Annotated in this window: 1 protein-coding gene; it reads left to right on the top strand. The window is 52.5% G+C overall.

Annotated elements, in window-relative coordinates:
* Window positions 1-571 (top strand): aminodeoxychorismate lyase (gene pabC / locus AC5O77_RS22295; protein WP_494507236.1); only part of this gene is annotated, 571 nt, incomplete at both ends.

Below are 571 nucleotides of genomic sequence, written 5' to 3'. Positions count from 1 at the left end.
CTGTGACTTCTGGCCTCAGCTTGAACTAGAGATGAAAACGCTGGCAGCAGAACAGCAAAATGGTGTGCTGAAAGTGGTGATCAGTCGCGGTAGTGGCGGGCGAGGATACAGCACATTGAACAGCGGACCGGCAACTCGGATTCTCTCCGTTACGGTTTATCCCGCACATTACGACCGTTTGCGTAACGAGGGGATGACGTTGGCGCTAAGCCCGGTGCGGCTGGGGCGCAATCCTCATCTTGCAGGTATTAAACATCTTAATCGGCTTGAGCAAGTATTGATCCGCTCTCATCTTGAGCAGACAAACGCTGATGAGGCGCTGGTCCTTGACAGCGAAGGGTGGGTTACGGAATGCTGTGCGGCTAATTTGTTCTGGCGGAAGGGCAACGTAGTTTATACGCCGCGACTGGATCAGGCAGGTGTTAACGGCATTATGCGACAATTCTGTATCCGTTTACTGGCACAATCCTCTTATCAGCTTGTCGAAGTGCAAGCCTCGCTGGAGGAGGCGTTGCAGGCAGATGAGATGGTTATTTGTAATGCGTTAATGCCAGTGATACCCGTACGTGCC

It is taken from the genome of Stenotrophomonas sp. INTA L402-1 (assembly GCF_059295135.1).
The sequence above is the reverse complement of the archived record's forward strand: the minus strand, read 5'-3'. Positions and strand labels throughout refer to the sequence as shown.